The organism is uncultured Prevotella sp. (genome assembly GCF_946407605.1).
Classification (GTDB): Bacteria; Bacteroidota; Bacteroidia; order Bacteroidales; family Bacteroidaceae; genus Prevotella.
Genome location: NZ_CAMJOS010000035.1, coordinates 1 through 23,084, shown reverse-complemented (window position 1 = coordinate 23,084; position 23,084 = coordinate 1). Strand labels below are relative to the sequence as shown.

General features: G+C 48.1%; 21 protein-coding genes and 1 pseudogene. 21 read left to right on the top strand and 1 reads right to left on the bottom strand.

Features of this window, described 5'->3' with window-relative positions:
- Positions 1-11 precede the first annotated feature (11 nt).
- The 21 genes and pseudogenes from Q0R57_RS12515 (at position 12) to Q0R57_RS12415 (ending at position 22,132) form a co-directional block, all read left to right on the top strand.
- Complete coding sequence (locus tag Q0R57_RS12515) at positions 12-941, top strand: hypothetical protein (protein WP_294748222.1); 930 nt, start codon at positions 12-14, stop codon at positions 939-941.
- The gene (locus tag Q0R57_RS12510) at positions 938-1,687 is read left to right on the top strand and encodes a YjbH domain-containing protein (RefSeq protein WP_294748221.1); all 750 of its coding nucleotides are present in this window, start codon (positions 938-940) and stop codon (positions 1,685-1,687) included. Before Q0R57_RS12515 ends, Q0R57_RS12510 begins: the two co-directional genes overlap by 4 nt.
- A 214-nt stretch (positions 1,688-1,901) precedes the next feature.
- Positions 1,902-3,272 carry a hypothetical protein gene (locus Q0R57_RS12505; protein ID WP_294748219.1) on the top strand — a complete coding sequence of 457 codons (1,371 nt, stop codon included), beginning with the start codon at positions 1,902-1,904 and terminating at the stop codon, positions 3,270-3,272.
- On the top strand, positions 3,269-4,507 hold the full coding sequence (locus Q0R57_RS12500; RefSeq protein ID WP_294748216.1) for a hypothetical protein: 1,239 nt from the start codon (positions 3,269-3,271) through the stop codon (positions 4,505-4,507). The genes Q0R57_RS12505 and Q0R57_RS12500 overlap by 4 nt, the downstream gene beginning before the upstream one ends.
- Complete coding sequence (locus Q0R57_RS12495) at positions 4,504-5,223, top strand: WbqC family protein (protein WP_294748214.1); 720 nt, start codon at positions 4,504-4,506, stop codon at positions 5,221-5,223. The genes Q0R57_RS12500 and Q0R57_RS12495 overlap by 4 nt, the downstream gene beginning before the upstream one ends.
- Positions 5,224-5,244: 21 nt before the next feature.
- Positions 5,245-6,378, top strand: coding sequence for a DegT/DnrJ/EryC1/StrS family aminotransferase (locus Q0R57_RS12490; protein ID WP_294748211.1), 1,134 nt, complete (start codon positions 5,245-5,247; stop codon positions 6,376-6,378).
- Between the two features lie 12 nt (positions 6,379-6,390).
- On the top strand, positions 6,391-7,566 hold the full coding sequence (locus tag Q0R57_RS12485) for a sugar-transfer associated ATP-grasp domain-containing protein (protein WP_294748208.1): 1,176 nt from the start codon (positions 6,391-6,393) through the stop codon (positions 7,564-7,566).
- A 100-nt stretch (positions 7,567-7,666) separates the two neighbouring features.
- Positions 7,667-8,614 (top strand): hypothetical protein, encoded by a 948-nt coding sequence (locus Q0R57_RS12480; RefSeq protein ID WP_294748206.1) that lies wholly within the window; start codon positions 7,667-7,669, stop codon positions 8,612-8,614.
- A 16-nt stretch (positions 8,615-8,630) separates the two neighbouring features.
- Positions 8,631-10,067: a lipopolysaccharide biosynthesis protein gene (locus tag Q0R57_RS12475; protein ID WP_294748203.1), complete on the top strand. Its 1,437-nt coding sequence runs from the start codon at positions 8,631-8,633 to the stop codon at positions 10,065-10,067.
- A gap of 4 nt (positions 10,068-10,071) precedes the next feature.
- Positions 10,072-11,100 carry a glycosyltransferase gene (locus Q0R57_RS12470; protein ID WP_294748200.1) on the top strand — a complete coding sequence of 343 codons (1,029 nt, stop codon included), beginning with the start codon at positions 10,072-10,074 and terminating at the stop codon, positions 11,098-11,100.
- Positions 11,100-12,464 carry an O-antigen ligase family protein gene (locus Q0R57_RS12465; RefSeq protein ID WP_294748197.1) on the top strand — a complete coding sequence of 455 codons (1,365 nt, stop codon included), beginning with the start codon at positions 11,100-11,102 and terminating at the stop codon, positions 12,462-12,464. Before Q0R57_RS12470 ends, Q0R57_RS12465 begins: the two co-directional genes overlap by 1 nt.
- Positions 12,461-13,429 carry a glycosyltransferase family 2 protein gene (locus Q0R57_RS12460; protein ID WP_294748194.1) on the top strand — a complete coding sequence of 323 codons (969 nt, stop codon included), beginning with the start codon at positions 12,461-12,463 and terminating at the stop codon, positions 13,427-13,429. Before Q0R57_RS12465 ends, Q0R57_RS12460 begins: the two co-directional genes overlap by 4 nt.
- A gap of 3 nt (positions 13,430-13,432) precedes the next feature.
- On the top strand, positions 13,433-14,584 hold the full coding sequence (locus Q0R57_RS12455) for a glycosyltransferase family 4 protein (RefSeq protein ID WP_294748192.1): 1,152 nt from the start codon (positions 13,433-13,435) through the stop codon (positions 14,582-14,584).
- On the top strand, positions 14,571-15,674 hold the full coding sequence (locus Q0R57_RS12450; RefSeq protein ID WP_294748190.1) for a glycosyltransferase: 1,104 nt from the start codon (positions 14,571-14,573) through the stop codon (positions 15,672-15,674). The genes Q0R57_RS12455 and Q0R57_RS12450 overlap by 14 nt, the downstream gene beginning before the upstream one ends.
- A 3-nt stretch (positions 15,675-15,677) precedes the next feature.
- Entirely contained in the window at positions 15,678-16,217 is a 540-nt protein-coding gene (locus tag Q0R57_RS12445) for a hypothetical protein (protein WP_294748187.1), read from the top strand.
- Positions 16,195-16,761, top strand: coding sequence for a glycosyltransferase (locus tag Q0R57_RS12440; protein WP_294748184.1), 567 nt, complete (start codon positions 16,195-16,197; stop codon positions 16,759-16,761). The genes Q0R57_RS12445 and Q0R57_RS12440 overlap by 23 nt, the downstream gene beginning before the upstream one ends.
- A 15-nt stretch (positions 16,762-16,776) precedes the next feature.
- Complete coding sequence (locus Q0R57_RS12435) at positions 16,777-17,523, top strand: WecB/TagA/CpsF family glycosyltransferase (protein ID WP_294748181.1); 747 nt, start codon at positions 16,777-16,779, stop codon at positions 17,521-17,523.
- A 12-nt stretch (positions 17,524-17,535) separates the two neighbouring features.
- Positions 17,536-20,079 (top strand): polysaccharide biosynthesis tyrosine autokinase, encoded by a 2,544-nt coding sequence (locus Q0R57_RS12430; protein ID WP_294748178.1) that lies wholly within the window; start codon positions 17,536-17,538, stop codon positions 20,077-20,079.
- A gap of 466 nt (positions 20,080-20,545) precedes the next feature.
- Positions 20,546-20,653, top strand: a pseudogene (locus tag Q0R57_RS12425) (glycosyltransferase); the annotation flags it as partial.
- Positions 20,650-21,756, top strand: coding sequence for a nucleotidyltransferase family protein (locus Q0R57_RS12420; RefSeq protein ID WP_294748175.1), 1,107 nt, complete (start codon positions 20,650-20,652; stop codon positions 21,754-21,756). The pseudogene Q0R57_RS12425 and the gene Q0R57_RS12420, both read left to right, overlap by 4 nt.
- A 118-nt stretch (positions 21,757-21,874) precedes the next feature.
- Entirely contained in the window at positions 21,875-22,132 is a 258-nt protein-coding gene (locus Q0R57_RS12415; RefSeq protein ID WP_294748173.1) for a hypothetical protein, read from the top strand.
- Here the strand turns inward: Q0R57_RS12415 and Q0R57_RS12410 are convergent.
- On the bottom strand, positions 22,114-23,084 hold a 971-nt coding region (locus tag Q0R57_RS12410; RefSeq protein ID WP_294748170.1), incomplete at its 5' end, for an ABC transporter permease. The genes Q0R57_RS12415 and Q0R57_RS12410 overlap by 19 nt on opposite strands.

Sequence of the window (23,084 nt, the reverse complement as noted above, 5' to 3'; positions counted from 1 at the left end):
ATACAAATAGCATGCTACGTAAATTAATAATTATAGCCAGTTTGCTCTTGCCCCTGACCTGTTGCGTTCAGACGATGGCGCAGCAGGAAACGACTCCTGTCAGGCAGTTGGAACTGTTCTGCGGGGCCACCTTGGGCTATGCCGATACGAACTGGCTGCGTCTTTATGACGTACAGGTTAATGCCACGCCGGGTCTTCGCTGGCATCTGGGGCATGACTGGTCGATAGCAGCCCAGGGGCTTATTCCCGTTGTCAGCGATGGTTATACCTTTCGTGATATCACCAACAAATACTGGCGTTTTAATATGGCTACGGTGTCACGTCAGCTGCATTTCAACAATGCCAATCAGCACTTCAGACTTACGGCAGGCTTGTTCGGCAACGAACGCTATGGCTTTGATGCAAGGTGGGCTTGGCCTGTTAATTCATGGCTCTTGTTGAATGCGCAGGCAGGATATACCGGGTCTTGGATCATGGGTACGGATCTCAAAGGACACTATGATTCCGACCTTAATAGTGACTACAAGGTGACAGGTCAGGTTGGAGCCGATGTGTATCTACAGCCCTACAATATAGAGTTCAGACTGTCAGGCGGTAGATATATTGATGGCGACTATGGTTCTCAGTTGGATGTAATGCGTCATTTCAAACATGTCACGTTGCTGGCTTTTGCTCAATTCCGTATAGGGGAGCTGGAGGTGAATACTTATGACCAAAAGCGGTACAGAACCAACGGTGGCTTTAAGATAATATGGATGTTGCCCCCTTATAAGAAAAGCAGTCGTAAAGTGGTTGTACGCCCCGCATCTAACTTCCTTCTTTCTAACAGTTCTCGTGTCGATGGTCACTCCATGCAGACATACATGATTGATCCCGAAGAGAACAGTCGCGAACGGTTAGTTGATGTGGACTGGGGACTCGGAAAGGAGGTGGCGCGATGATAAAAGGACTTGTTTTACTATTTCTGTTGCTGCTTCTGCCTGTAGGTGGCTGCGTTCTCTTTGCCCAGCAATATACTGGCATGACGGGACTACTGCATGTACCGTCGGCAGAGATGGATACCATTGAGAATCTGCGTTTCGGCGTACATGCACTTCCCAAAGACATGATGCCCGACCGCATGCGCTTTGATGGAGAAAAATATGCTTCATCCAACTGGTATGTATCGGCCATGCCGCTAAAATGGCTTGAGGCGGGCTATAGCTTTACCCTGATGAAATTCCGCAAGAACTTAAATAAAAAGTCTAACGAGATAGGCTTCTATTCTAAAGATCGTTATTTCTCAGTTCGTGTTCGTCCACTAAGCGAAGGACGCTACTGGCCCTCGGTGGTGATAGGCGGCAACGATGTGATAGGTCAGCGCGACGGTGACTCCCAGAGCTTCTATTTCCGCAATTTCTATGTGGCAGCCTCCAAGCATATCGACTTGCCATTTGGCGAAGTGGGCGGACATCTGGCTTATCGGAAATGGACGAAATCATATAATAGTAGGTGGAATGGCGTGGTAGGAGGTATCACTCTGCGCCCATCAATATACACTCCTTTGCGTGCTATCGCTGAATACGACGGTGATGGCATCAATATCGGTGCCGACTGCGTGCTGTTTCGCTATGTGCAGCTGCAGGCTTCCCTGATGAAGTGCCGCTATCTGTCAGTAGGCGGCGCCATAAGAATTGAGTTGAAATGAACAAGGAGAATCTTGCCAGAAGAAGCGATAATAAAAAATTCTGACAAAACCTGTGGCTTTTGGGGCGTAATTAGGGCAAAAAGCTTGAAATCGTAGTAAGGTCGTCGGTGGCAAGGGAAATACCCTTCAAGATTTGAGAACATCAAGTAATTGTTGTCAAGAATTTGAGAATTGAAGAATAGTATAAATCATTAGAAATAATAGTTTTTATAAAATGAAAGAACCTATTGAAATGCGTAATCTCTATGAACATGAGACTGACGCTTACAATCTGGAAGGCTTCAAGCCCCAGATAGTCGATGACGAGTACCTGAAGCAACTCGGTGTAACCATTGAACCTTCTGAGGAAACTCTGCAAGGACTTATCCGAGGGTCGAAACTGTTTATGAAACGCTTGGAGGAGCACACCGTCATTCCCAAGTCGGTGCTCTATTTGGAGGACTGTGACCCCGACACCGTGGAGACTGAAATCCACAACTACACCGGCCGCTGCCCGACGCTGACCTTCGAGGTGAACCCCATCAAAGGCTGCCACGTGGGCTGTCAGTACTGCTTGGTGACCGATGGTGTACACGAGCAGAAGTTGGTGGCCTATGAGAACTACCACCTCTATGTGCGCAAACTCTTGGAAGAGATGAACGGTGCTTGCAGCGAAATGCCCAATGCCGTGACCAAAGAGGACATCCAGGAGCGCAGCCGTCTGCTGCAGGAGTTGGCCAAAGCCATCGTCGAAGCACCGGAGAAGAAGAAGGAGATAGAGCGGAAGATTGTGGCCCTGAGCCGTGGCAAGAACTGGAACCACTACTATTACTTCACGCCCAAGACCGAGGCCCTGCAGGAGCCGACGCTCTACACCGGCATTGCCCACCGCATCCTGCGTGAGTTCATTGCCCACTTCAAACGCTATCCCAACAGCAATGCCCGCCTCTTCATTGCCTCGAAGGCCGGCACGAAACATCTGCTGGTAGAAAACGAGGGCGAGACCATCCTCGACCTCTTCGAGCAACTGAAGGACAAGATGCAGTTCAATACATCGGTGAGCATCATGCCCAAACCATTCCGCGACCTGTTGGAGCCTTATGCCGCCCCAATAGAAGAGCGCCTGGCTGCCGTCAAGATGTGTCAGGAGCGCGGTATCCAGGCCAACTCGGCTTTGGTGCAGCCCATCTTCGTGCCTTACCTCACCGACGAGCACATCAAGGAGTTCTTCGACATGCTCCACGATGCCGGCATCGTGAACTACAAGCCTGAGTTCCTCACCGCCTGCATGGAGAACCTGGCGCAGTTGGGACAATGGTTAGGCTATTTTGACAAAACCATGGAGCGCGACCTCTACATGGACTATATCAGTCCGAAGAACGCCGACCACCGCAAGCAGCGCGGACGCACTGCCCCCAACCGTGCGCTCTCCATTGAGAACATCCAGCGGCTGATGAAATATACCGACACCATCGGCATGTCCACCAGCATCTGCTTCTGGGTGCGCAACCAGTTGAAGGTGCCCACCAGCATCATCCCCATCATCAACCGCAACGGCTTCCAGTGCTTGGGCTACCAGTCGAAACTCTTCAAAAGCGAAAAATGAACTGCCAGGAAGTTTGCTTTCAGCTGTTTGCTGACAAAACCGCCTACTACCACCAGTGGTATCACGACCGCCCGATGCTGATTACATCGGAGCGGCGCGACGAGCTGCGGCGCATGCAGGCCCTGCTCTATAAGTGCATCGTCTATATGGCGGAGCACTACCGCGAGTGGGTGCCACAGTACATGCCGTTGGACGACAAGGTGATGGAAGTGCTGGACCGCCAGAGCCGCTATCCCTTCCGGGCTGGTGCCTACCGTCCTGACTATCTCATCAGCGACGACGGCCAGTTGCTGCTGGTAGAAATCACCTGCCGTTTCTTCGGACACGGCATCTGGGCTAACTATCCCTCAGTGGTCAAGGCTGAGCTATTCATGGCCGAGCATCCGGACGCTTCTTGGGAGAACCGCTACGACGAGTTGCTGACCTGCATGCGCGACGCCATCCCCGCAAATAGTCCTGTCTATGTGCTGAAGAGCGGCGACCGGGGTAGCGAAAGTACCTTCTACACTAAGTTCTATGAGTACTATAGACATGAGGTGACCATCTATGAAGCCGCTGAGGTGGAAGCGAATATTGACCTGTGGAGCCACGATGCCGTAGTGCTGAGCGCACTCAACCAGCACGACCTGCTGTCGTTCAAAATGGAAACTTTACAGGCCATGATAGATGTGCGGATGCTCAACGACTTCCGCACCATCTTTCTCGCTCACGACAAGCGTTTCCTCAGTATCATCTTCGTCGATGAGTTCACACAGCAATGCCTCACAGAGGATGAAACGGTGTTCCTGCGCCAGCACACCATTCCCACCTATATACAGCCTCACCCCCTAACCCCCTCTCCAAAGGGCGAGGGGGAAGCCTTCGGCAGTGAGGAGATTTGGGAGGATGCCCTGACGCATAAAGATGAATACATACTGAAGCCCTACGACTTAGGCAAGAGCGTAGGACTGTATGCCGGTGTGATGACTGATGAAGAGACCTGGAGGAATACGCTGGGCAATCCCGATTACATCCTCCAGCCTTTTATCCACCAGCGTACCTATCCCTGCGAATGGCAGGGCAGGCATTACGACGAGTATGTGTGCGGCATGATGCTGTGCATGGATGACTGCTATTTCGACAGCGGCATGATGCGCACCAGCAGTGCTCCCGTGACCAACAAGGTGGACGACCGCAAGATGTGCGTCATCCACAGTGACGATAACGAATTGAAAACAAAGTGTTTTGTGTTATGATTGAAGGAAAACATTATATCGCCTTTACGCAGCCATACTTCTTTCCGTACATCGGCTATTGGCAACTCATCCATGCTGCTGATTTATTCCTGATAGGAGACAATGTCCACTATATTAAACACCACTGGATTAACCGCAACCGCATCTTGGGCGAGGGTGGCCAGCCACAGTATTTCGGTATCGAAGTCTGCCACGCCTCCTGTAACCGCCTCATCTGCGAGACGAAACGTGTGGTCAGCCGCAAACAGGCGGAATACATGTGCCGGGTGTTGAGGTTCTACTACAGCAAAGCGCCACATTACAACGAGGCTATGGAAGTCATTAGGCCTATCCTGTTGGACGAGGAACCCGACCTGACGCAATTCCTCTTGAGGCACATGAAGGCTGTGGCTGAGTATATAGGCATCAAGACGGAAATCAGGTTGCTGTCTGAGGTCACTGCACGCTGGGACTGCAAGGCGCCGGAACTGATCCGTCGTACTTGCGAGCATTTCGGTTATACCAACTTCATCAACTCTATCAACGGAACAAAGTATTACACAAAGGAGGCTTTCCGCGAGATGGGCATCAACCTCCACTTCCTGCGTCGCGACGATGACATCCGCTACAGGCAGTTCTCTGAGGAGTTTGTCTCCGATCTGAGCATCATCGACATGATGATGTTCTGTTCGCGCGATGAGATACATGACATGTTGAACCGCTATCACTTCGTATGAATATATTAAACAAAGATAATTATGATTAATGTTTTTCAGCCATCACTAGGAAAAGAAGAGCTTGCCGCTCTTGAGAAAGTCTTTGAGTCCAATTGGATTGGGAGAGGCAAGAAAGTAGTGGAATTTGAAGAGAAGTATGCCGAGCATATTAAATCTTCAAAAGACCTGGTTCTGACGACTACCTGCTGCAGCGAGGGATTGTTTTCCTCCATGCAACTTTTGGATATAAACCCCGGTGACGAAGTCATTCTCCCTACCATCAGTTTTATTGGAGCCGGCAACGCCGTTTGTGCTCATGGTGCCAAGATGGTGCTCTGCGATGTGGACCCTCACACGCTGAATGCCCGTGCCGAAGATATTGAAAAGGTCATTACGCCCAAGACAAAAGCCCTTTTGCTTCTGCATTATGGAGGAATCCCTTGTGAAATGGATGAAATCATGGCACTGTGTAAGAAGCATCATATAAAAGTCATCGAAGATGCCAACGCTGGCGTATGCTCTTTCTATAAGGGGAAGGCCGTCGGCACCATCGGCGACATGGGTATGTGGTCGTTTGATGCCATGAAGATTCTGGTTTGCGGAGATGGAGCCATGCTGCATTTCAACACCCCGGAACTCCGCCAAAAGGCTGACCGATGGCTTTATTTTGGCTTGGAAGCTAAGAGTGGCTATTCAAACACCGTAGCTCAGAAGTGGTGGGAGTTCGATATCTCCTGTTTTGGTCATCGTGCCATTATGAACAATATAACGGCTGCTATAGCATTGGAACAGCTGAAGAAACTACCTGCATATATGAAAAGGCGAGCAGAGATACATCAATACTATAATGAGCATCTCAAACCATTCTCATGGATTGAACTGCCCCCCGTCCTGCCTGATTATGTAGAGACATCCTACTATTTCTATCACATTCAGATTAAGAACGGCAAGCGTGACGAGTTTGCGAGATTCCTGCGTGAGAATGGTATCTATACGACATATAGATATTATCCTCTTCATCGTGTGCCTGGCTATGGTGTGACTGGTGATTTCCCGAATGCAGATTATGCCGCGGACCACACACTGAACCTTCCAATTCATCAGTCCATTACCGATAATGACTTGGAACTCATTATAGAGAAAGTCCGTGAATTTGACAACCTGTTCTGCAAATAGAAAAACGAATTTATGAAACTGTACGCAAGTGAAGACGAGGCCTATCAGATTCGCACAGGCCGTGAGATTGTAGCAGCTTATCCAGAAATCTACAATCAGTGGATCATCCAAGACATTAAGCAGAAGTTGGAAACATGTGCCAAAATCAGACCTGACATAGCGGGCGGCAGGAGCATAGAGGATATGTTTGCCATTGCTACTTACGACTACTGGCAATATGGTATCGGCACAACCGAGGAGTTCTTCAACGAACTGTTAGGAGCTTCGGACAAAAAGAAACGCGAGTATCTCACATATAGGGGGCGGTTCCTCTATATAGACTATCTGAACAAGAAGGAGGACATGCATCTGCTCCGCAACAAGTGGCATGCCTACCAACTGCTGAAGGATGCCTACAAGCGCGAAGTGCTGCTACTCGAAAGCGAGCAGGACTTTCCGGCCTTTGCTGCCTTTTGTCAGCGTCACCCCACATTCGTAGTCAAACCCGTCGGACTCGGTCAGTCGTTGGGGGTTCGCAAAGTGGAGGTTGGAAACGCAAATCTCCACACGCTCTTCAACCAGTTGTTTACAGAAATAGAGACCGAAAACGGCCATTGGAATAGTGGCACCGAAAAGGGTGTGCTGGTGGAGGAACTGATTGAGCAAGGCGAGGAGATGGCGGTCCTTCATCCCGCCAGTATCAATAGTGTGCGAATCATCACCGTCAACTTTGGCGATGGAGACATTCGTATATGGTATCCTTTCGTCCGCATCGGTGTGGGTGGAAACTTTATATGTTCGGGAGCAACAGGCAGCATTGAAGCAGGCATCGATGCAGGTACAGGTGTGGTGAATACGTCCGGCATTGACAAGTTTAGGGTAGCCCCTATTGATACACATCCCGACACCCGCATCCCCATCAAAGGTATCAGGATTCCGCGTTGGCGACAGCTCTGCCAGAAAGCCATCAAAATGGCTGAGTGTGTGCCAACCCTGCGCTACGTTGGTTGGGATTTCGCGTATGATAAGGATAGGGAGTGGATAGTGATTGAGGGCAACGAGAACGCAGAATTATCCGGCTCCCAAATCATTAATCGCGAAGGCAAGCGTGAGGAGTTTGAACACTTCATCGGCTACCATCCCACCAAAGAATATTGGTGGCAAGGCAAATACCCTTCAAGATTCGAGAACATCAAATCGGAGGCATAATCCGGATGACGGTCAAGACAATCTTCAAGCGAGACGAAAAGTCGTATTAAAAGTAAAAAAGATGTACGTAGAACCCGCAAATAGGCCAATCTTGACATTTATGTTGAAGGTTGCACGCAAGTTATATAACAGGAAGCATCCGGAATATTGGACGGAGGCCTATTGTGATGCAATCAATCAAGACGGCAACGACCTCATTCTGGAAATGCTTAACAGAAAGGGGGCATCGGGCTTCATGCTGTCAAAATGGGGCACGATAGAGTTCAATCAGGCACTGAGTTCCTATCTGTGCCGAAATAAGCCGGGATGGAAACTCTACAAGGACATGATTCGCGGCGAGGTGCCCATCCCAGAACCCGTGGCCAAACACTATCTGTACTACAATGCCGGGGTGTTTCCTTTAAGCGCAGAAACAGCCGACCGCTTCGGGATGCAGGCGTTAGAAGACTGCCAAATGATTGACATACTTGCATCGTATATACCCAACGAGCGGTTTCTGGCGCACTACTGGAGTGGGGCTGTCAAGGTGAATCTGGATGCGTTTTATGCGCCGTGGCTTTTTCGCAACCCCTGGACGAAATGGCTAAAAGGCAAGCGTGTCGTGGTGGTTCACCCATTTGTGGAGAGCATCAGGCACCAATATGAGAATAACCGCGAGCGGCTGTTCACCAACCCCGAGGTGCTGCCCGAGTTCAAGGAGCTTATCTGCATCAAGGCCGTACAGACACAGGCTGGCGAGCCATCTCGGTTCGGAGATTGGTTTGAGGCCCTGCACTACATGGAGGACGAGATTGACCGATGCGAATACGACGCGGCCATCATCGGATGTGGTGCCTACGGCATGAGCCTGGCAGCGCATGTGAAACACCGGGGAAAGGTGGCACTCCACCTTGCAGGATGGACGCAGATGCTCTTTGGAGTTTACGGCGAACGGTGGGTCTCCCAGCAGCCTAAGTACAGCAGAGTCATCAACAACTATTGGATACGTCCGAACGAGAGCGAGAGAATCAAGAATGGCTCGCAGGTGGAGAACGGATGTTATTGGTAAGGACACGCTTTGAGGAATGGCAGAATCGCTGAAAGATAAGACGGTAAAGGGCTTAGGCTGGTCGGCATTGGACAATGCCGCACGCTATGGCATGCAGTTCGCGGTGGGCATTGTGCTGGCCAGACTGCTGTCGCCCGACGACTATGGGCTCCTGGGACTGGTGGGCATTGTCACCGTGGTATGCACGGCCCTTGTCAATGGTGGCTTCACCACGGCACTCATTCGCAAGAAGGATGCCACCGACGATGACTACAACACCGTATTTATCTGCAACCTCGCGATGAGCGTGCTGCTCTACGGGGTTACATTCCTCTGTGCGCCCCTGATAGCCGGCTTTTTCGAGCGCGAAGAGCTGACGGTCTTGGTGCGCGTAGCTTCCATAGGACTGATTATCGGAGCTTTGGGCATGGTGCCGCAGACACGCCTGACCAAACGCATCGACTTCAAGACACAGACAAAGATTACGATTGTTGCCACTGCGTTGAGCGGCATTGTAGGCATCGGCATGGCACTGACGGGCTTCGGCGTATGGGCACTGGTAGCCCAGCAACTCACTTCACAAGCCGTGACCACCATGCTGTTACATATATATAATAGGTGGTTGCCCAAACTGCACTTCTCTATGGATAGTTTCCACGACCTTTTTGGCTTCGGGTGGAAAATGATGGTGAGTGTACTCCTGGATGCAGTGTGGAAAGAACTGCACCAGGTGGTGGTGGGAAAATTCTACAGCCCTGCAACGTTGGGGCAATATACCCGAGCAAAGCACTATGCTGGGCTGTGCTCGTCAAACCTGACAAGCGTAGTAGAACGAGTCACCTATCCTGTGCTGAGCAGTATTCAGGACGATAAGGAACGTATGACCTCTGCCTACCGCCGCATCATCCGCATGAGTATGTTCATCACTACCGTGGCTTTGTTCGCTCTCGGTGCTGTCAGCGAACCGCTTATCTACTGCATGATAGGGCCAAAATGGCATGAGGCCTCCACCTATCTGCCGCTCATCTGCATCAATTACAGCCTCTTTCCACTGCATGCCATCAACCTGAATATGCTACAGGTGCAGGGGCGCAGCGACCTGTTCCTGGGCCTCGAGGTCATTAAGAAAATCATCATCTTGGTGCCCCTGTTCATCGGTGCTTTCGTAGGCATCATGCCCATGTTGTGGGCGAACCTCGCTGTGGGCATCATAGCCTACTTCCTCAACTCCCATTACTCAGGTCGCCTGTTGGGGTATAGCTCTTGGATGCAGTTGCGCGACATTGCCCCCTCCTACGCTTTGGCTATAGCCATCGCCCTGCCGGTCTATTTTCTGAAGTTCCTGCCCCTAAGCTACTGGATTGTGCTTCCCATGCAGATTGCTGTAGGGGCGACAGTGTTTTTCGCCTGCTGCAAGCTGTTCAAGATGAATGAATATAAAGAGATTATAGATATTCTGAAGAAAAGAAAATAGTATAATGGCACAAGTTCAAACTATAAGTCACTTTAAGGTGTCTGTGTGGTGCAACACTTACAACCAGGCATCCTATATCAAGGATACCATGGATGGCTTTTGCATGCAGCAGACGAGCTTTCCGTTCGTCTGTCTCATCATGGACGATGCCAGCACGGACGGAGAGCCAGAGGTCATCAAACAATACCTGAACGACCACTTTGACACAGAGTGGACAAAGGAAACCGATGACTACCACCTGACGGTGGCTCGCCATCAGGAGAACAAGAACTGCTACTTTGCGGTTTATCTGCTGAAATACAATCACTACAGCATCAAGAAACCAAGACTGAAATATTATCGGGAAGTGACGGATGAGATAGACTATGTCGCCCTATGTGAGGGTGATGACTATTGGACCGACGCGCATAAACTGCAAAAGCAGGCGGATGCATTGGATGCCAATCCCCAGGCTACATTAGTCTATACCAACTTTCAGGCCATTGATGGTGAAGGGAATCCGATAAGCAGACCATTTATAAAAGATTATCCTGGCCGTTCCCATTCCGGCGACAACCTGCCTACGCTGCTCCGTTACGGCAACTACATCATGGTGCTCACCAGCATGTACCGCTATAAGGTATGGAAATCTGAATCCTTCGCCAACTGTCCCATAAAGATGGATTTTGCCCTTACATTGAGTGCCGCCATGATGGGTGACTTCATCTGGTTGCCGGAACAAACGGGTTGCTACCGTATATTGGAGAGCGGAATCATACTAACAGGGCGGAGGAAAGGTGCTTCGGACTGGGGGCAAGATATCTACCGCTACTATGCCGGATTGGTGATGAATGGGCGATGCAAGCCGCTGTCATTAGGTCAGCACATTCATTACACGATTCTTATCCTCATAAACGCGCTTAACAAAAAAGATGTTCAGCTTATAAATAACACGCTGAAATCCAATTGGCTGTCTTGTCTTTTGCTGCCAGTGGCTTACGCAAAACTGAAGTGTGAGAGGTTGAAAATCAGAATCAATAAAATTGTAAAGTAATGAGGATAGTTGCTATCATAGTCACACTGGTGTGCTGTGGCCTGATGTTCTACGTGAAGCGAGAATGGAAGGCGGCCATGCTCATCATGGGTGCTATGACGCTGACGCTGGTAAATATACCCGTTATCCCTTTACACAAGGCTAACTTATTACTGCAAGTGGCTTTCCTGCTGTCAGAATGGAGAGACCTGCCACGACATTTCAAGAGATTGCAATCTACACCCTATCTGTGGATTCCACTCCTGATAGTTAGTTTCTCGGCACTGTTGGCAGCACTAACAAGCCCCTATACAAGCATAAAAGAAACGATTGAGTACGAACTCCTGTTCAAATATTTTGCCATCGTCTATGCCTTCTGGGCTGTCAAGAACGAAAAGTCGCTAAAGCCTATATTGCAGGTTTCATTGTATTGCCTGATTGTGCTGACTTTCTTTGGCTTGCTCAATTATATAGACAAGAATGCCATTTTTGTCAATGCCTTGACCGAAGGCCAGACAACAAGATATGGGGATGTCGCTTTGGGTGATATTTATACGGAAAGTGACCGGTTCAGGGTGCAGTCGATGTTTCAGTATGGTTTTGATTATGGCTATATATGCGCTGCCATATTATTGCTCCATTTACATGGATGGTATCGGCACCTGGAGAGCAAGACGGAATTTATTATAGCCATTGCATGTTGTTCGTTCGGAATAGTGGTATGCGGATGTCGCACTGTATGGGTATGTGCCATATTTTCATTCATCTGTTATTCTATGTGGGTTTTCCAACTGAACAGAAATGTAATCTACGGCATGATTGCTGTGATGCTCCTGATACTATCATATAACACGGTTCCTGCTGTCGAGGAAAAAGTCAACCAGGTGACAGACATTTTCGCAGAAAACAGTGAGACAAGGGGCAGTTCTATCCAGTTGCGAATGTCCCAATACATGTATGTTGCAATCCACGCAGAAGGACATGAATGGTTAGGGCTGGGAAAAGGATATTGGGAATATATGCACACTAAGGATCCAGAGTCTGTCCGTGGCCTCTATGGTGTAGAAAGTGTTATCTTGCAGACTTTGCTTGAACGGGGCATCGTCGGTCTGTTTTTATGGGCGGCTTTCTATACCGCGATTTTCCTCTATTTCTGGAGGAATCGTAAAAGACGGAAGAAACTGACAGGCTTGGGAGTGTCTATCCTTTCTCTGTACCTGTTTTACTCAATAGGTACGGGAGAGTTAGGGTCTGTTTATCCTACGATGCTCCTGCTTGGCATATCCATGAAGATGATAGAATCTAAAAAGCGTAGGCTCATGCTGATAGCCGTATTACGGATAATCATGAAACGAAAGAAACTGTTTCGCAGACAACAACTATGACCCACCGACTTGCCATCATCATACCTGCCTACAAGGCTACATTCCTGCCCGCTGCGCTTGACTCTATTGCCATGCAGACGTGCAAGGACTTCACCTTGTATGTGGGTGACGACTGTAGCCCTGAGCCTATAGGCAGTATCGTGGAGCAATACAAAGACAAAGTAAATCTGGTTTATCAGCGGTTTGACACCAATTTGGGCGGAAAAGACTTAGTAGCCCAATGGGAGCGGTGCATCGCCATGAGTCGGGACGAGCCTTATATCTGGCTGTTCAGTGATGACGATGTGATGGAGCCGAATTGTGTGGAGGAACTGTTGCGGCAGATAGAGAAGACGGAGGGATATTATGATGTTTATCACTTCAATGTGGATATCATAAACGAGCGTGGAGCGTTTAAAAAGCGGAAACAAGACTATCCGGCAGTGCTTCCGGCCTATCGTTTCTACCGTGGCAAGAATTCAGGGCGGTTGACAGCTTTTGTCGTGGAGAATGTGTTCTCACGAAAAGTCTACGAACAAATGGACGGCTTCCCGAAATATGACTTGGCATGGGGCAGCGATGTGGCAGCGTGGATTGTGTTCTCTGGCAGAAAGGGTATGTGTACTGTGCCCAATGCAAGAGTATGTTGGCGGCAAAGTTCGCAGAATATCACCCCCGATTATTCACGCCAAATAGCAGAACGTAAATTGAGGGCTCAGATGGCACTCCTGAACTGGGCTTATCAGTATTTTGCAGAGGAACCGGACATCTACACCACAAACAGGGCGTTCTTTATCCTCTTTATACATTATAACAGAAAATTTGTCAGCAAGGAAAGCATCAAGGAAGCATTCGCGTCATACTTTGCAGTACACGGGCGTCACTGGGACAGGCCGCTGATCTATTTCTTCGCCTTCCTCATTGACGGGATTTACTTCCGAATCAGGAAATGGTTCGTATGGCTCTATGGAGATACTAAGGAGTGAAAAATGAAAATTATATATTATAGTTCCCCTTTTTTTGCCGATTGCGATTTCCCATTAATCGGTGAATTGCAACGCAGAGGGCATGACGTGAGATACTACATCTCTATTGCATCTTTCAGCAAGCGGTCAACACTCATTGACCTGAAAGAGTTGTATCCGCATACAGGCATCTATCCCGCAACGGAAATATACCCGGAGTTCAATGACTTCTGTAACATACTCGACCTTTCGCATGTTTACGTCGTCAATCAAAGGCACAAGCAGAAGTTTCATCCCGCCAACCTGCTATTGATGGTAAGACTGGTCATACATTTCATCAGGCAGAAGCCAGATGTCATTCATTTAACTAAAGCACCCTGCCTGACACAAAAATTATTATATCTGGTAAAAGAGAAATTAGTGTTGACCGTTCATGATCCATTCCGGCATTCAGGTCATACAGATAAAATGACAGAAAAGGATAGAATATTGGCTTTCAAGAAGATTCCCAAGCTGGTATTACTCAATAGCAAGCAGGCTTCAGCATTCGCATCTTATTATCATGTTCCTAATAACCATATATTTATTAACAAGCTGGGCATGTATAGCGCTATCCTGCATGTCGAACCGCAGTCTTTCCCAATAGGCAGGCCTTTTATTCTCTTTTTCGGGCAGATCGTGGAATACAAGGGAGTAGAATACCTCTTGGAGGCGATGAAGACAGTGCATAGCCGTTATTCCGAACTCATGTTGGTGGTAGCTGGGGGCGGGAAATATTATTTCGACATTGAGCCATACAAGAAGCTGGACTATGTGAGAATCATCAATCGCTATATAGACACCAGAGAATTGGCTGGCATGCTCCAGGCTTGCGAGTTTGGAGTCTGTCCATACAAGGATGCAACACAAAGCGGTGTCGTCCAGACAGCCTTCACATTAGGTGTACCGATGGTTGTGACCAACGTGGGCGCGCTTGCAGTTGCTGTTCAGCACAACATCACTGGACTTGTCGTAAAGTCCTGTGATGTGAACGACTTGGCAAACGGTATCATGGAATTATATTCAAACAAGGAAAAACTGAGAGCGATGAGAACTCATATCAAGGAAGAATGGATGAAGGATATGGGTTGGAAGGCGATTGCAGATAACTATCTGAAATGTTATGAAAATACTTGAAGTTGTATTTAACTTTTATCCTGGTGGCGCAGAACGTTTTGCTGTTGACCTGACAAACGAGCTTTCAAAGTCCAATGAAGTGACTATCATGGCCATAAAAGATGATTCTGTTGACCCAGAACGAGATTTGTTTTATGCTTCCGAGTTGGCTGACCGAGTAACATACAAAAATGTTGGTATTGGCAAAGGCTATTCTTTACATAAAGTCGTTAAGATATACAAAGCGATAAAACGAGAAAAGGCGGACATAGTTCACTTGCACGGCAATAAAATGCCACACTATTGTATTCTGGCCATCTTCCTGCTCAATCGGAAAATGAAGTTTTATCAAACAATTCATAGTGACATTCACAACGGATACGATTCTCTGTTCTACCGGTTTCTTGTCAAAACGGTTGGCTATCAAAAGAAAATGGGGTTTGTGGCATTAAGCGGAACCAACTACCGCGACATGATGGATGTTTATCCCAAAGTCAAAGGAGCATGCATTCCCAATGGCCGGGCACCGATAGTACCAACGGACAGGTTTGATGAGACAAGAGAGGAAATGGATTCCTATAAAAGCACAGCAAACAGTCGTATCTATCTTCATGTGGCACGATGCAATCCCCTAAAGAACCAAAGGCTTTTGGCAAAGGCTTTTAGCAAATTCGTGGAAAAGGGTTACCATGCAGATTTAGTCATCATCGGTTCCGGTTTTGAAAGCAAGTTAGGGGAATCCATACGGGCAAAGGCCGGGACTCATGTGCATTTTATAGGCTCGCGCAAGAATGTGGGCGACTACATGCTCCATGCAGATGTGTTCTGCTTGTCATCGGATTATGAGGGTATGCCTATCACCCTGTTAGAGGCGAGCCTTGTGGGCCTGCCAATCGTGTCGACACCCGTTTGTGGCGCAGTGGATATCATTGAGAACAAGGTGAATGGTGTATTGAGCGAAGGGCACACAGTCGGGGAATACTTGGATGCTTTGGAATATTCGTATCAGCATTTATGTGAATTGAGACAGCATTCGCTCAAGATGAAAGATGACAGTGCCTATACGATAGAGAATTGTGCAAGAAAATACATGGACTTCTTCAATCGGTGAATCATGAAAAAGATAATTTTCTACGGCCCAACGGGGAAAAAGCTACCTTCAAATAAATTAGGTGGAGGAGAGAGAGGATGCCAAAGAACAATCTCATTATACGAAAAGTTAGGCGTGCAGGTTGTAGTCATTGAGAAACCAAATTTAGGCAGGGGGAAATTACATTTCCTTTATAACTTTCTCATCACACCGTTTATATTAGTAATAACCCTTCTTAAGCATTCCAATACGCCTATTCATATTACAGGTTTCTATGAGAACCAGTTGTTTTATGAATACATGATTTTTTTGATTTCCCGTGTATTCAGAAGAAAAGTCGTATATGAACTTCGGAATGGGACTATGGCTAAGACATTTTTGCGTCACTCCTGGATATACCGGAAAACAATGCAGAACATGTTAGAAAAATCTTCTGCAGTGCTTTGCCAAGGTATGGAATTTATAGCATTTATTCAGGAACGCTGGGAAGTTAATACAATATATTATCCTAATTATATCATGAATAGCTATATTCGCCCCTATGATAAACAGAGAATGCATTAATCTTATATATTTTGGAAGGATAACAGAATCCAAAAATATTGAATTAATAATAAAGGTATTATCGGTTCTTATAGACAATGGATACAAAGCGACCCTTGGTCTTATTGGCGGTTGTTCGGAAACGTATCGACAGCGCTTATTAGCTTGTAAGCGAGAAATGCATTTGCCGTCAGGCTCAGTTATATTTCATGGAAAAAAGACTTTTGACTTTATTGCTTCAAAACTCGGTTCTGCTCATTACTTTGTTTTCCCATCAGAAGAAAAGAAAGAAGGACATTCAAACTCCTTAACAGAAGCAATGGCTTTTGGCGTAGTTCCAATAGTCAGTCCAGCTGGTTTTAATAAGTCAATTTGTGGCGATGGCAGACTAGTAGTATCAGAAATCTCTGAGATGCAGTTTGCAAACAAGATAATGGAGATAGAGAGTAGTGGTAAATGGGACTACTTCTCCCATTTTGTCTATAACCGTGTAATCGCTAATTTCACAGAGGTACAAGCCCTGGAGTCGCTGAAGCTGGTTACAAATGCTCTATATTCTGAATAAAATAAGTTCCTGTTCATGTCACTCCAACTCAAAACACTAAAGATAGTCTGCTCACGGTCAGAGCTTGACAGGATTCCTGTCGGGAAAATACTCATCAATACCATCAATGCCCACTCTTATAATACGGCTCAAGAGGACGAGGCGTTTGCTGAGGCACTCAGCAAGGGGGATTATCTGATTCCTGATGGTGCCAGCATCGTAAAAGCTTGCCGATGGTTGAGGGCGAAGAGCCAACCCAAGGAGCGCATTGCAGGATGGGACCTTTTCATCTTTGAAATGGAAAGGCTAAATGATAAAGGTAAAATGACAAATGACAAACTGCGGGTGATGTTTCTCGGTTCAAGTGAAGAAGTGCTGGCCTTGATTCGGGAACGGGCGGCTGTCGATTATCCGCATCTGGACATTATAACGTATTCGCCACCTTTTAAACCAGAGTTCTCGGATGAGGACAACCAGACGATGATACAAGCCATTAATGATGCTGCCCCAGACCTGCTCTGGATAGGCATGACAGCTCCCAAACAGGAGAAATGGACATATCAACATTGGGACGAACTAAATATCCACTGCCATTGCGGAACTATCGGTGCCGTGTTCGACTTCTATGCTGGAACCGTAAAACGGGCTCCCCTTTCGTGGCAAAGAAATTCCTTGGAATGGCTCCACCGACTGATTATGGAACCGAGAAGAATGTGGCGACGATACATCATCGGCGCCGTAAAGTTCCTTTATAATATAAGTAAAGAATTTATTAACGATTAAAAATTATAACTTATGTCAGACAAAGTAGAAATTGATTTGGAAGACCTCGACGACCTGAAAGACCTTATAGGCGACGAGAGAAAAGGAGCAAGTTTTAGCTTCCAGAAAGTATTTGCCCACGTGGTGCTGAACTGGCAGTGGTATGTGCTTTCTTTAGTGATCTGCATGAGTACTGCCTACATCTATTTGCGCTATGCCCAACCCATCTATCAGGTGTCGGCCAAAATGTTGGTGAAGGATGAGGACAAGAAGCCGAGGACCTCCATCAGGCAGATTCTCCCAAACATGGAAGACTTCGGCATCATGAACAACTCCAGTGGGTTCGATAATGAGTTGGAGATACTGCAGTCGCCGGTAACGGTACATGATGCCGTGAAGCGCTTGAAACTCTATACGGACTATAGGCTCGATGGGCATATACAGAAACAGCTGCTCTATGCCAACCAGCCGGTCAGCGTAGACCTCGACCCCATGTCACTCGATACGCTGGACTACTATATGTTCGAGGGCATACGCTCCTTGCAGATGGCTATCACAAAGAAAGAAAAGGGGTATCATGCCGACATCTCGCTGAATTACAACGGGAAGGTCATGAAGGAGTACAGTGAAGACCTCGATTCGCTTGGCACATCCATCACGACAGACTATGGTATAATATCCTTCATGAATAACCCCAAATATAAGAATAACAAGACAGACCGTTTCAATCGTGGAGAAAAGCTCTTCGTCAACATACGTCCGCCCATGATGATGGCACTCAAATATATGGGACGGTTAGGCGTGGCACCCACATCGAAAGAGACCTCGATTGCCGACATCGTAGTCAATGACGAAAACGTAAAACGTGCCATGGACTTTATCAATATGCTCGTGCTGTGCTATAACGACCAGGCCAATGAAGACAAGAACGAGATAGCACGGAAGACGGAGGAGTTCATCAACCAACGCATAGAGAAGATTGATGCCGAACTGGGAATGACGGAAAACTCGCTGGAGAACTACAAGCGACGCAACGCGGTTACCCATTTAGAGGCTGACGCAGCACAGTCACTGCAACTCTCAGCACAGTATGCGGCCCGTCTGGCAGACGTCAACACACAGCTGCAATTGCTCGACTATTTACAACAATATTTGAACACTCCAGACAACCGCTATAAACTGATACCGGCCAATATCGGCATGGACGACAGGGCATCAACGCAACTGATAGCCGACTACAACAAAACGGTACAGGAGCGCAACCGACTGATGCGGAGTGCCAGTGAACAGTCACCACAGGTACAGTCGCTTACCGACATGCTTGACGACTTGGAGGGCTCTATCCGTCAGGCATTCGCACAGGCCCGCCATTCTGCCGAACTACAGCGCAGTTCCATTCAGCGTCAATATGGAAAGTACCAGAGCCGCATCGGCAGTACGCCTGAGCAGGAACGTGTGCTCAATCAGATAGGTCGTCAGCAGGAAGTGCGTTCTGGTCTCTACCTTCTGCTGCTCCAGAAACGCGAGGAAAACAGCATCTCACTCGCTGCCACGGCTGACAAGGGAAAACTCATTGCCATGCCCCTGTATAGCGGACTGGTAAGCCCTCGGAAGGGCATGATTCTTGGAACAGCCTTCATTATAGGTCTGCTCATCCCGTTTGTCATCTTGTTTGTCATAGAATTGCTACGCTACCGCATAGAGGGCCGCGAGGATGTCGCCTCGCTGACCAAAGTGCCTATTGTTGCTGATGTACCCATAGCTAGCGAAAGTGTGAAGACTGCTGCGGGCATTGTGGTACAGGCCGACAAGAACAGTCAGATAGACGAGGTATTCCGAGCACTGCGCACCAATGTGCAGTTTATGATGCAGGAAAACGAGAAAATCATCCTCTTCACCTCGAGCATCTCTGGCGAAGGCAAGACGTTCCTCGCTGCCAACCTCGCTGTGTCGTTTGCACTGCTCGGCAAGAGGGTGATGCTTGTGGGATGCGACATCCGTAAGCCTGCACTCGGACGCCTGTTTGGTATGTCAAACTTAAAACAGGGCCTCACCAACCTGCTCAGGTCAGAGCATGTCACTGCAGAACTCCTGCACAACAAATCATGCAACTCTGGAGTGCACCCTGGGCTTGACCTCCTGCTGTCGGGTCCTATTCCTCCGAATCCTACGGAGCTATTGAGCAGAAAGACTCTGAAGGAGGTGCTCGACCTGCTCAGCGAGGAGTACGACTATATCATTCTCGATACTGCTCCCGTAGGACTGGTTACCGACACGCTACAACTTGCCCGCTATGCCAATGTCAGCTGCTTCGTCTGCCGTGCTGACTATACGCCAAAGGCTAACCTCACACTACTCGACTCTTTGGCTCATGAAAACAAGCTTCCCAACGCCTGCGTGGTGCTCAACGCGGTGGATATGTCGAAGAGGAAGTACGGCTACTATTACGGCTACGGCCGTTACGGAAAATATGGCCATTACGGAAAATATGGTCGCTATGGCTATGGCAGTTATGGTTACGGCAACTATGCATCTTCCCATTACGGCGACAAAAATGATGGCAGTATAAAGAGATGACCATTTAGAGATATTGAACTAATATTGGTTTGTAGAGATAATCTGGACATGTCAATGAGACCATCTGAACGACTTGTTCAGATAATCCCTAAGGGGGTATGGAGATTATCTGAAAGAGTGAAAGAAACTATCTGAATGAACTGTTCTGACTATCTGAATGATTGCAAGAAATAGTGGCTGAAAGATTTGGCGAATAAAGAAAGTTGTTGTATTTTGCAGTCGAAGAATAATAAAGAAGAATAAAAGAAAGTAAAAGGTGTTTGCAGTACCATATCTGACAAAATATCTGCTACAGGAGAAATAATAGATGCTGAGACTTCAAGAACTGGATATCGTCGAATCTAAAGAACAGTTGGCGCTTATTCCTGATGGGAAAGTGCTAATTAACACTGTATATGCCTATTCTTATGTCGTGGCACAGCGTGATGATCTGTTTGCACAGGCACTTGTCAACTGTGATAGAATGCTTTACCGCCTGCTGATTGAGCCAAGACGCATGTGGCGACGCTATTTGATAGGCAACCCGCTGTTTCTGTGGAATATAATGAGAGAAAAATTTAATGGTGACCGATGACCTCAATTAGGAATTTTGTCATTCTGTTGCGTTGTGGTATGGGACTGAAGACCAAAGAGGGTCAGCGGCCTATGCCGGATGTTGACGGCGAACAAGAGTGGCAACAGATGATGAGGATAGCCAAGAAACAGGCCGTACAAGGCGTGGTTGAACGTGGTATACGTCTGATGCCGGAAGAGCAACGCCCACCGCGAAAGATAAACATAGTTGCCATGATGTTGAGCGATAAGATTGCCATGCTCAACAGAAGGGTTGACACAGCATGCGTCAAGGTAGCTGCCATGATGGAGGAGGCTGGGTTGCCTTGTTGCATACTGAAAGGGCAGGGCATAGCCCTTACCTATCCAGACCCGACAGCTCGCGTGCCGGGTGACATCGATGTGTGGGTGATGGCTCCGCCAAAGCAGGTAATAGCCTTTGCACGAAAGGCTCAGCCCGATGCCATTGCGTGCTATCACCATGTGGAGTATGTGAAATGCGACGGCATAGAGGTGGAACTGCACTATCGGCCGGCATTCCTCAATAATCTCATTTACAACAGACGACTGCAGCAGTGGTTTCTCAGCGAGGCTGCTGCACAGCGGGAACGCCGCGTGGAACTGCTAAATGGCGCTGGAGTGGTGAGCATACCTACCAATGCCTTTAACCGCATATTCCTGATGGTACACATAATGAACCACGTGATACACGATGGTATGGGTATGCGACAGATGATGGACTACTATTTCCTGTTGCGACAAGGCTTTACAGAAGAGGAACGGCTGCATGACGTGCAACTGCTGCGACAGTTTGGCCTTTATGATATAACGGCTGCAGTCATGTTTGTGATGAGGCAACTGTTCGCCATGCCAAAAAGACTGTTGCTCGTCACGCCAGACGAGCGTCGAGGCAGGTTCCTTATGAACGAGATTCTCTATGGAGGAAACTTCGGTCAGTATGATCCGCAGTCAATACAGGCAAACACACCATGGAGAAAGAACATGTTGCGATTGAAGCGAGACTGGAGACTGCTGAAAATATTTCCCTCCGAGTGCCTTTGGGAACCCATATTCCGTTGGTGGCATTTTTTTTGGCGCCAACTGCACCGTAGAATTAATTCTTAATTCACAATTCACAATTCATAATTCTTCGACGAGCGAAGCGACAAAGCCGAGCACATAATTGCCTTCCCTTGGCGATGAATTGTATCTGTGTGTGCCCCGTAGCGAACGGCAAGTGATTATGTCCATATCGCAGCTATGCGACAAACGGATGGTCAAGTTCTATTATCTGCCCACGGCAGAAGAGAAACTGAACCTACGTCCCATCCTTATTGACGATATCGGGGTGATGACCACCTATACCAGTCCGTTGGAAGAACCGTTGAACAGATTGCTGAAGCGATTGCTCGATGTTGTCTTCTCCTTCCTGTGTCTAATGTTCACTGCCCTGCGTGTGTCGCGCATCTGCCTGGCCTTAGATCAACTATTCTTCTTATAGCTCTGCACAGCCCAACAGCCCATCAGTGTGCCGATGCCCGCAAGGGCTAAGACCTGGTGGGCAGTTTCGTGCAGTCCACCTCCACGGATGAAGACGGTGCGGATGGCATCGATGAAATAGTGCATGGGGTTGATATAGGTGGTAAGATACGCCCACTGGGGCATGGAGCGCGTGGGGGTGAAAAGTCCTGAGAGTAGCATGATACTTACCACAAAGAACCACATCACGAACATGGCCTGCTGCATGGTGTCGGAGTAGTTGGACACGATGAGTCCGAACGACGAGAAGAACAGCGCCAGCAACATGGCAAGCACGTAGATGAGCCACACAGGACCAGCTGGGGTGATGCCATAGACGAGCCACGCCAGCAGCAAGCACACGGTGATGACAAACAGCGCGATGAGCCAGTAAGGAATGAGTTTGGCAAGGATGAACGACCACTTGGAGACGGGTGTGACATTGATCTGTTCGATGGTACCAGCCTCCTTCTCACCAACGATATTAAGTGTGGGCAGGAAGCCCGTCATCAGCATCATCACAATGGCAAAGAGGGCCGGAATCATGAAGAGTTTGTAGTTCTGGCCCTTGTTGTAGAGGGTGGTTGTCGAGGAAGGAGGAAGGAGGAAAGAGGAAGATCCTCGAAGAATCTGACTCAGATAGGCGCTGCCCATTGAGCCCTTGGTGCCGTTGACGGCATTGGCAGCGATGAGATACTTACCATCACGAATCTCGAGGATAACGTCGGCCCTACCCTTCTCGATGTCCTTTATCGCCTCAGCGTATGTAGCCTTCTGTCCACCGAAGATAAAGTAGTTGGAGGCAGCAATCTGCTGTACCAATCGCTGAGACTCCACAGTGTGGTCAATGTCCACCACATCCACCACGATGTTCTTCACCTCCATCTGCATCACCCACGGCATCACGCACATGATGACGATAGGGAACATGACAA